This is a genomic window from Tumidithrix elongata BACA0141, assembly GCF_036349135.1.
Classification (GTDB): Bacteria; Cyanobacteriota; Cyanobacteriia; order Pseudanabaenales; family Pseudanabaenaceae; genus Tumidithrix; species Tumidithrix elongata.
Genome location: NZ_JAZBJZ010000168.1, coordinates 1 through 8037, shown reverse-complemented (window position 1 = coordinate 8037; position 8037 = coordinate 1). Strand labels below are relative to the sequence as shown.

At 43.3% G+C, this 8037-nt stretch carries 9 protein-coding genes and 1 pseudogene; 4 read left to right on the top strand and 6 right to left on the bottom strand.

The features are described 5' to 3' along the window. Positions 1 to 23: 23 nt before the first annotated feature. The 5 genes and pseudogenes from atpD to V2H45_RS23880 form a co-directional block, all read right to left on the bottom strand. Positions 24 to 1415 (bottom strand): F0F1 ATP synthase subunit beta, encoded by a 1392-nt coding sequence (gene atpD / locus V2H45_RS23895; protein ID WP_330486203.1) that lies wholly within the window; start codon positions 1413 to 1415, stop codon positions 24 to 26. A 583-nt stretch (positions 1416 to 1998) separates the two neighbouring features. After that, the gene (locus V2H45_RS23890; RefSeq protein WP_330486202.1) at positions 1999 to 2139 is read right to left on the bottom strand and encodes a hypothetical protein; all 141 of its coding nucleotides are present in this window, start codon (positions 2137 to 2139) and stop codon (positions 1999 to 2001) included. A 3-nt stretch (positions 2140 to 2142) separates the two neighbouring features. Continuing rightward, a pseudogene (locus V2H45_RS25755) lies at positions 2143 to 2259 on the bottom strand (hypothetical protein); the annotation flags it as partial. Positions 2260 to 2269: 10 nt separating this feature from the next. Then, positions 2270 to 3097: a WD40 repeat domain-containing protein gene (locus tag V2H45_RS23885; protein ID WP_330486201.1), complete on the bottom strand. Its 828-nt coding sequence runs from the start codon at positions 3095 to 3097 to the stop codon at positions 2270 to 2272. 14 nt (positions 3098 to 3111) lie between these two features. Then, positions 3112 to 3984, bottom strand: coding sequence for an NB-ARC domain-containing protein (locus tag V2H45_RS23880; RefSeq protein ID WP_330486200.1), 873 nt, complete (start codon positions 3982 to 3984; stop codon positions 3112 to 3114). Between the two features lie 184 nt (positions 3985 to 4168). Here V2H45_RS23880 and V2H45_RS23875 point away from each other — a divergent pair, with 184 nt between their 5' ends. After that, on the top strand, positions 4169 to 4666 hold the full coding sequence (locus tag V2H45_RS23875) for a hypothetical protein (RefSeq protein WP_330486199.1): 498 nt from the start codon (positions 4169 to 4171) through the stop codon (positions 4664 to 4666). Positions 4667 to 4704: 38 nt separating this feature from the next. Here V2H45_RS23875 and V2H45_RS23870 read toward each other — a convergent pair whose 3' ends face one another. Further along, positions 4705 to 5325, bottom strand: a complete 621-nt coding sequence (locus V2H45_RS23870; protein WP_408648895.1) for a Uma2 family endonuclease — start codon at positions 5323 to 5325, stop codon at positions 4705 to 4707. A gap of 251 nt (positions 5326 to 5576) precedes the next feature. Between V2H45_RS23870 and V2H45_RS23865 the strand changes: the two genes are divergently transcribed. From V2H45_RS23865 to V2H45_RS23855, 3 genes are all read left to right on the top strand, one after another. Further along, positions 5577 to 6392, top strand: coding sequence for a hypothetical protein (locus tag V2H45_RS23865; protein ID WP_330486197.1), 816 nt, complete (start codon positions 5577 to 5579; stop codon positions 6390 to 6392). A gap of 253 nt (positions 6393 to 6645) precedes the next feature. Next, positions 6646 to 7035, top strand: a complete 390-nt coding sequence (locus tag V2H45_RS23860) for a hypothetical protein (protein WP_330486196.1) — start codon at positions 6646 to 6648, stop codon at positions 7033 to 7035. A gap of 107 nt (positions 7036 to 7142) precedes the next feature. Then, a complete protein-coding gene (locus V2H45_RS23855; protein ID WP_330486195.1) occupies positions 7143 to 7988 on the top strand; it encodes a WD40 repeat domain-containing protein in 846 nt (281 codons plus the stop codon). Positions 7989 to 8037 lie beyond the last annotated feature (49 nt).

Here is an 8037-nt window from a genome sequence, read left to right as displayed (position 1 = left end):
CCTATGAAACCCCTCTTCTGTCTTTATTGCAAGGTTTTGTCCTGTACTAAGGTACCAATCATATAGAGCGATCGCTCCGAAACTTCAGAAAACTCATCATTGAGAATGCGATCGCATCCGTCTAGGGCATCCTCTAGTTCGATCGCCTTTCCTGCCAAGCCCGTAAACTGCGTGGTCGAAAAGAACGGCTGGGTTAGAAATCTTTCCAAACGCCGCGCCCGATAGACCAATTGGCGATCGGCTTGCGATAGTTCTTCTAACCCCAGCATGGCGATGATGTCCTTTAACTCCTCATAGGTGGCGAGGGTCTGGCGGATGGCTTGGGCAATGCGATAGTGGCGATCGCCGACAATATGGGGCATCAGCATTTTGGAATTGGACTGTAACAAATCCACAGCAGGATAAAAGCCTTCGCTGGCACGTTTGCGCGATAGAACGATGGAAGCCGACAAATGCGAAAATGCGTGAACTGCCGAGGGATCGGTAAAGTCATCCGCAGGCACGTAAATCGCCTGAATCGAGGTAATCGCCCCTGCATTCGTATTGCAAATGCGTTCCTCTAACTGTGCCAGTTCCGTGGCAAGGGTCGGTTGATAGCCAACCCGCGAGGGCAATTGCCCCATCAACCCCGATACCTCTGCACCCGCTTGAATAAAGCGGAAAATATTGTCGATCAGTAACAACACATCTTGATGCTGGCGATCGCGAAAATATTCTGCCATCGTTAAGGCGGCATGTCCGACCCGAAACCTCGCCCCTGGCGGTTCATTCATTTGCCCGAACATCAGCACCGTATTCTTTAAAACGCCCGTCGATTTCATTTCGTCATAGAGGTCTAGCGCCTCGCGACAGCGTTCGCCAATTCCGCAAAACAAACTCACGCCCTGGTGCTGCTTCACCATATTGTGAATCATCTCAGTAATCAGCACGGTTTTGCCCACACCCGCACCGCCCAGCAGTCCTGCCTTACCTCCCCGTTCCAGCGGTGCAAGTACATCGATCGCCTTGATGCCTGTTTTCAGAATTTCTGATTTGGTAACCCGTTCTGACATCGCGATCGGCGTGGCGTGGATCGATCGCCATTCTCCGCCTGCGATCGGTTCGCCTCCATCGATTGGTTCGCCAAATAAATTGAACATGCGTCCCAACAAGCGATCGCCGACGGGCACTTGCAGGGGATGCCCTGTATCGGTCACGGTTTCACCCCTTGCCAGCCCTGCTGTCGGTGCTAGAGCGACCCCACGCACCACCTGCGAACTCAAATGCGAAACGACTTCGATCGCGATCTTGCCGCCTTTTCCTGTTTGGAGTTGGGTACGCAGCTCTGGCAACTGTTGCAAAAAGCGCACGTCAACCACACTTCCACGCACAGAAAGTACGGAACCGAGATTCGCGATCGGGGAATAATTTACCAAGTGACTTACCTCGCTTTCCAAAAGGAATCATAAATTGCTGAGAGAAGTTTGAATTCTGAGAAGGAAAACTAGAACTTTTCCAGCAATGGTGAAGTCGGACTGATGATGGCGTAAATCTCTCTTAACTGCTTATTGGCTCAACTGCTTATTGGAATAAAAAACCTGCAAACAGAAGGGGAACGATCAAAATCATTACTACAATCAAAAGAAGCGTGCTAGGGCTGGTTTCTTGGGCTTCCTTAGGGTCTGTTTTGGTACGCGCATTGTGCACCTCCCCAATAGATAGATTACCTTGATCTTAGTTTAAGACATATTGATCTACTTCTTAAAGGTCAACAGGTTGAGAATTGTAAATTCTCCTATGTGTTGGTAGTACTTGGTTCCTCAGGCAATGGAGCGAAATCTTTACAATTAAGCATTTATCCCGCCAGTCTTTGAATCAGATTGCGCAGCAAGCGATCGCGTCCTGCATTCATTCTCAAACTAATTTTTGATATAAGCTCTTACGTTTGTGGCAGTAAGATCGACCTCATTTTCCAAAGAACTGCAACCCTTCAATAGCAGCATGATGTCCTCTCTTTAGTTAAGTATAAATTGCACCTAAAACCTTGAGTGTACCTGTCTGTGCATTCGTCAAACCAACCGCTTCTGAGATATTGAGTTCTTCGTAGAGTCGAGGCGGTTGCAATGTTTTGATGCAATTTCCAGCTTCTAGATCCCACAACTTGATCGTTTCATCATAACTACCACTAGCTAATATAAGAGTTTGGGAACTTAATGTAGTCTCTTTGATGTATGAAAAACTAAGGGATTGAATACGGCTCTGATGTCCTTGCAAGGTCAAATAGCATTGACTAGATTACTGTTTGGTCGTGGCTGCCACTAGCGATCGCTTTTCCATCTGGGCTAAAAACAACTGACCAAACCCAGGCATCATGTCCTTCTAAACTTTTTAGATATTCTCCAGTATGAACATTCCATAGTCGAACGGTTCGATCGTGGCTACCGCTTGCCAATGTTTTACCATCTGGGCTAAAGGTGACAGAAAAGACAAATCCCTCATGTCCTGCAAGTGTATGCAGACATTCTGAAGTTTTAACATCCCACAGTTTGATCGTAGCATCCGTGCTGGCACTGGCAATTTGGGAACCATCTGGACTAAAGGCAACTTGATAAATCCAGCCAGAATGTCCTTCTAGAGCAATAATGAGTTTTTGAGTTCTAAGATCCCAAACCTTCACGGTTTTATCATCACAACAGGCGATGAGGTTCCCGTCGGGACTAAAGGCAACTGACCAGACCCAACTGGTGCAGCGATCGAGCTTTAATACTTGTTTTCCGTCTGAAGTTTGCCAAACACGAATTTCGCCATTCGTATCACCTGCTGCGAATAATTCACCTTTGGTACTAATCGCAACCGATAAAACTCCCCCTAAGGTTTCTGAAAAAATTGACCTGTCTAGATTGCAGTGAGAAAAGTTTACTTGATGCAAATTGATCCCCCGCAGATCGGCTTGCCAAAGAGCTAAATGAGAGAAGTCATATCCAGTCAAATCAATCTTAAGGTGAATGAATAAATTGATTAGATTTCCACCTGCATATCCATCACTTACTGCATAATTCTCTCGAAGTGTAGGAATTAATTGCGTGAGGAGTTGTTCAAGCTCACGCTCAGATCTCAAAGTATCAATTAGTTTTATAGACTTAGCGATCGCACTGGCAACATTTCTCCGGATAATGCAGCGACTTCGGCAGGTTTTTCGCGACTGGTGAGCAAGAGACAACTTTGATGGGGAATCTCACCGATTCGGTGTAGCAGTTCTCCATAAGCGTCATAATCTTCGCGGTAGTAGCCTGCACGTTGTCTACTCGCAAGTACGGCATCAAAGTTATCTAGCACGATCAGACATCGAGATGAGCGCAAATACTCAATCAATCGGGAAATTTGCAACCCTGTGTTTTGAGGCAAGGTAATTTCTTGCTGCTGAGAGAGGAATTTAATCAAATCCTTCAGCAGCTCTTCGAGGGTTGGGGCATCCCGTAGCGATCGCCAAATCACAAAATCAAATTGGGCTTGTATTTGCTGTGCTAACTTGACTGAGAGTGCGGTTTTGCCCATGCCGCCCAAGCCAAGCAATGTAACCATTCGGCAGCGATTCCTTTCAGGATGCGTACCGCCGCCTAAAATCCATTGGCTTAGAGTCTCTAATTCCGTAGTACGTCCATAAAATCTGGAAACATCAATGGCTTCACCCCAATGGGTGCTGTTGCTGGCGGGTTGTAAGTTTAAGGTTGAAGCAGCGATCTCTTCCTGCTGTTTCTGTGCAAATCGCTTCAGTACTCCATGCAAATTATTTTTGGTAACTTTTTCGTTAAGAGCTTTGGATAGCGATCGCCACAATTCCGAGCCAACATCCTTGATATAACCAGTGTCATAGCCATTACCTACAGCCATATCTAAGTAAGTTTTTCCCTCCCAAGATTGGCTAAATACAATGTTTTGAACTTTTGTTAAACGCCCCCGTTCCAGTAATTTCTCAACTAAGGCGATCGCCTCTGACTCTGTCATTTTCCTCTTTAACACCTGTATATAGCTAAACTATCATCAATAAATCCTCGATTTGTCACAAAATTTACACAAGTACACTAAAAATATCCGACCTTTATCCGACCTTTTCTAACCATCAAACTCTACATTTTCAATTAAAGTGCATTTGCACAGCAGTTTCTAAAACGGTATTTTCTAAGAAGCCATGCAACCAAAGAACTTCAATACTTTCATTTTTCGATCTTTGATGTCCTTAGGAATTGTTGTGAGTAATCTATCTATAGGAGAAGTACTTCCGTCTTCTGCTCAATCTTCAAGAATTGATGAAGGAATTGAATGCATTAAAAAATATAGAGACTTTTACTACAGCCGTGAAGGTGGGGATCTAAGTAGTAAGGATGCCCTTGCAAAAGCAGAGCGAACCTGTGCCGAGCAAAATGATCGCCCTAGAAGAAGGTATAGAGACCGAGATGATGATCGACAGGACTCAAGAGATTCGGTGCGAGTGATTAATTCTATAGCAAGTGCAGGAAGTTACTGGGTCTATCAAAAGCCTTCGGATGTCAGTGATAGCCAAATGCAAAGCGCTGGAGCAGCTTTTTATAGTAGTCCTCAAGCTTGTTCCATGCATTATAGTCTTTGCACAACTCTTGGCGGTGTTTGGCTTTCACAGCAACAATCTTTAGTCATTCAGAATCCTTGAGATTTTCGACCAACTCCTAAGCATCTAAATTTTCCAAGCTAGATTGTGCCAGCTTGGAAAATTTGATTTGCGGTGAGATTTAGGTCAGGGAAAGTTTGCGAGATCAGGCGATCGCAATTTTGAAACTTAGTAACCTGATATTCGCCATCCACCAAATTACAAACCGAGATCGTCGGTTGTTTAGGATTGCCAATAAAATTACGCCCACCCAATGCTGCATAGTCAACAAGCCAATATTCCGCAATCCCCATCTCTTCATAATCTGCATATTTCAAATAATAATCATCACGCCAATTGGTTGACACAATTTCAATCGCCAATGCGATCGATGCACCTTGACTGAGAATCGCTTCTTTTTTCCATCGGGCTTCGTTGATGAGATTAGGAAGGTTTACGACCAATATATCGGGGAAATATCCAGAATCTTTGCCTTCAGGTCTAACTATCGTTTGATTGGGAATAGTGTAAGGTAATCCCAGACGCTTAACTTCAAAGGAAATCTCTACAGTCAAAAACCCCTTAGATTCTTCGTGTTCTCCAACTGGTTGAGCCATTTCAATAATATTTCCGTTATGAAGTTCGTAACGCACTCCAGAATTTTCAGGGAGAAATTCGACAAATTCATCGAAGGTCGTAACTTTAGGTAAAGTTTGGATCATCATGGCTGTTGGGTGGTGCTTATGACAAAAAATATGGTTTCTATATTATCTCTAATTTATTAGGCTTAGTTTTTTGTTGGTTGCGATCGCCTCTTTTTCTGACATTTTCCACCTTAAACCCCTACTGATAGCTACACTATCGTCAACAAATCCTCGTTTGTCAAAAAAATTTACATAAATACGCCAAAAACATCAGACCTTTACCCGACCTTTTCCTACCAATAAAATTGATCGCAACAGCTAAGATTTTTGTGAATAAGTACTTGTGCAGAATTAATTTCACAATGAAAGCTTTGCTAAATCTTAACTTTATTTATCGGTTCTTTCCGTTTTTAATAATAGCTCTACCGCTGTTTACAGTATTCGGGTCTTTGCCAGCTAGTGCCAGATGTAATGGTATTCTTGATTGCCCCGTTCTTGATCCAACCGATAGCAGGTTTAATCCAGGCGAACTTGCTGATCCTCTAAAAGTTTGGTTTGAACATAATCCTGGACTCAGCATACTTCACCTAGATATTGGCGTTATAGTTGCAGCAGGTGTAAAATCTGGCAAGGTTACTAATCGGCAGCAATGCTATTCTTTTGTTGATACGACGGTTGACAATCTTAATAGGCAAGTACCTAATGATGTTCAAAGGTTTAGCGGGTATAGTTCTCTGGTGCAACAGAAAAAGAATTCAGGTAGAGAGGACTGTAACCGACTGCTTGCATCAAATTCTGGTAGTGGAGGAGTTAATACAGTTGCATGTTCATCTACATACGATCCACGCCCCTATCGACCTGGTACTTCTGGATGGACTGGGCGAGTAGGACAAATCGCATTTAATAATGGGACAAGCGCCTCTGTGCGAGTGACGCTTTTTCACCCTGATGCACCTACTCGTGCTTTTAAGAGTTGGAATGTGCAACCTCGGCAAAATTTGTTTCTCGGCGGAGATAACTACGGTATGGACTGGGGAATTCAGGTTGATAACTCTCCAATCTGTATTGTAGGCTCAGTATCAGATTGGAATTCTTTCAATGGAAGTCAGATTTTCCAGACGTGGGTAGAACGGGTACCTCGATAACCTCGTTAAAAAGTGTGATCGCCGATCTTGTAGGGTGCGTTAATGAAATGTAACGCACCCTACAAGATTATCAAGTATCAACCGCATTCTGATAGTCCCCCATATAGATGTTGCAGATCTCGTTCAGATTATTAGCGAACAAGCTATTTTTACCATCACATCAGCATTTGCAATGAAAAAATTAGCCGTTTCTTGTTTCTGTATCTTATCTATTCCATCTCCTGCTTTTGCTGGAATACAAGACATAAGGTCTATGAATCAGAATTCTAATGGTTCCTTCAACATAACTTGTTTAAACGGATTCTCAGAAACGGCTAACGCTGAATCAATAGCTAGAAATTTAGTCTGTGAGACAGGTAACTCAGCTTCATCTCAACGTAAGTCAGTTGTTTGTACTGGGAATGAGTTTCAAAACTGGTTCTACGTTACAAGGATTGCCGACAACAAACAGTTTGGCGATTTTAGCGAGAAGTTATCGCTAAATGTTTGCCAGCAAGCAGTAAGAGCTTCAAGTTCTGAAGTGGTTTGTACTGGGAATGAGTTTCAAGATTGGTTCTACTTGACTCGTATATCTGATGGCAAGAAATTTGGTGACAGACTTTCTTTTAAAACTTGCTTACAGCTTAGCAATACAAGCCAATAAATATTCTGTTTGCCATTTCGTGTTGACACAGTGCGATCGCCGATCTTGTCAGGAGCGTTAATAAAATACGACGCACCCTCCAATTATCAATAATCTATAGAAAATTAATGAAACAATATTTTAAAACCATCCTGCTTACCAGTAGCCTCATTGCTACTAGCCTCACTCTTGCCGTACAAGATACATTTTCTCAAGCAGTCCCTTCACCAACTGTCCAGAAATCCACTCAACCTAAACAGAAAAGTCTGAGTTTTTTACGCAGCCTCGAAGCCCAATCAGAAATTGTGGCGAGTGATATTAGTCAAGATGGCAAAACCCTTGTCACCGCTAGTGGCGGCGATGTGCAAGTCTGGAACCTTGAAACTGGCGATGTCAAAAAACTCTCACTCTTGGACAGTCAATATGCAAACATCAAAGCGATCGCGATTAGTCCCGATCGGCAAACCATTATTACTGGGAGTTCTGGATTAGATATAACTACTCAAAGCAATTCATCAGGTTGTACCTCAAGCAGTGGAAATGGTAGTTTCAGTTGGAGTTGTAACCTCGGTGGTTCATCAACACAGACTATTAGAAGTACGGGGGGCAGCGCAATTCAAGTCTGGGAGCTATCCACAGGCAAAAATCAAGGTACATTAGAATTTTCAGATTCATCTGCGATCAGCTTTGGTCGCTTTGCTGATGCTTTTAATCTCGTTCGTTTTAGCGCTGATGGCAATACACTAATCACCAGCCAAAGAGTTTCTTTCACATGCCAAACAAAGTTCCGTGACCTCAAAACAGGAAAAGTAATCAGCCAACTAGACAGCAAAGCCAGTTTAAGATCTAAAACTGGTGCAACCTGCAACCAAACCTTCGCAATTAATCCCCGTGAAAGTAGGCAGGTTGTCTATGCGTCCAGTCTTTCAATTCACAATATCGGTTCTAACGACAATCCCAAGCATTTGTCGTAATTGCTCAACCTAGGTAAATTGACAAAAGCAGCAAAGCTGATAAAGTAAA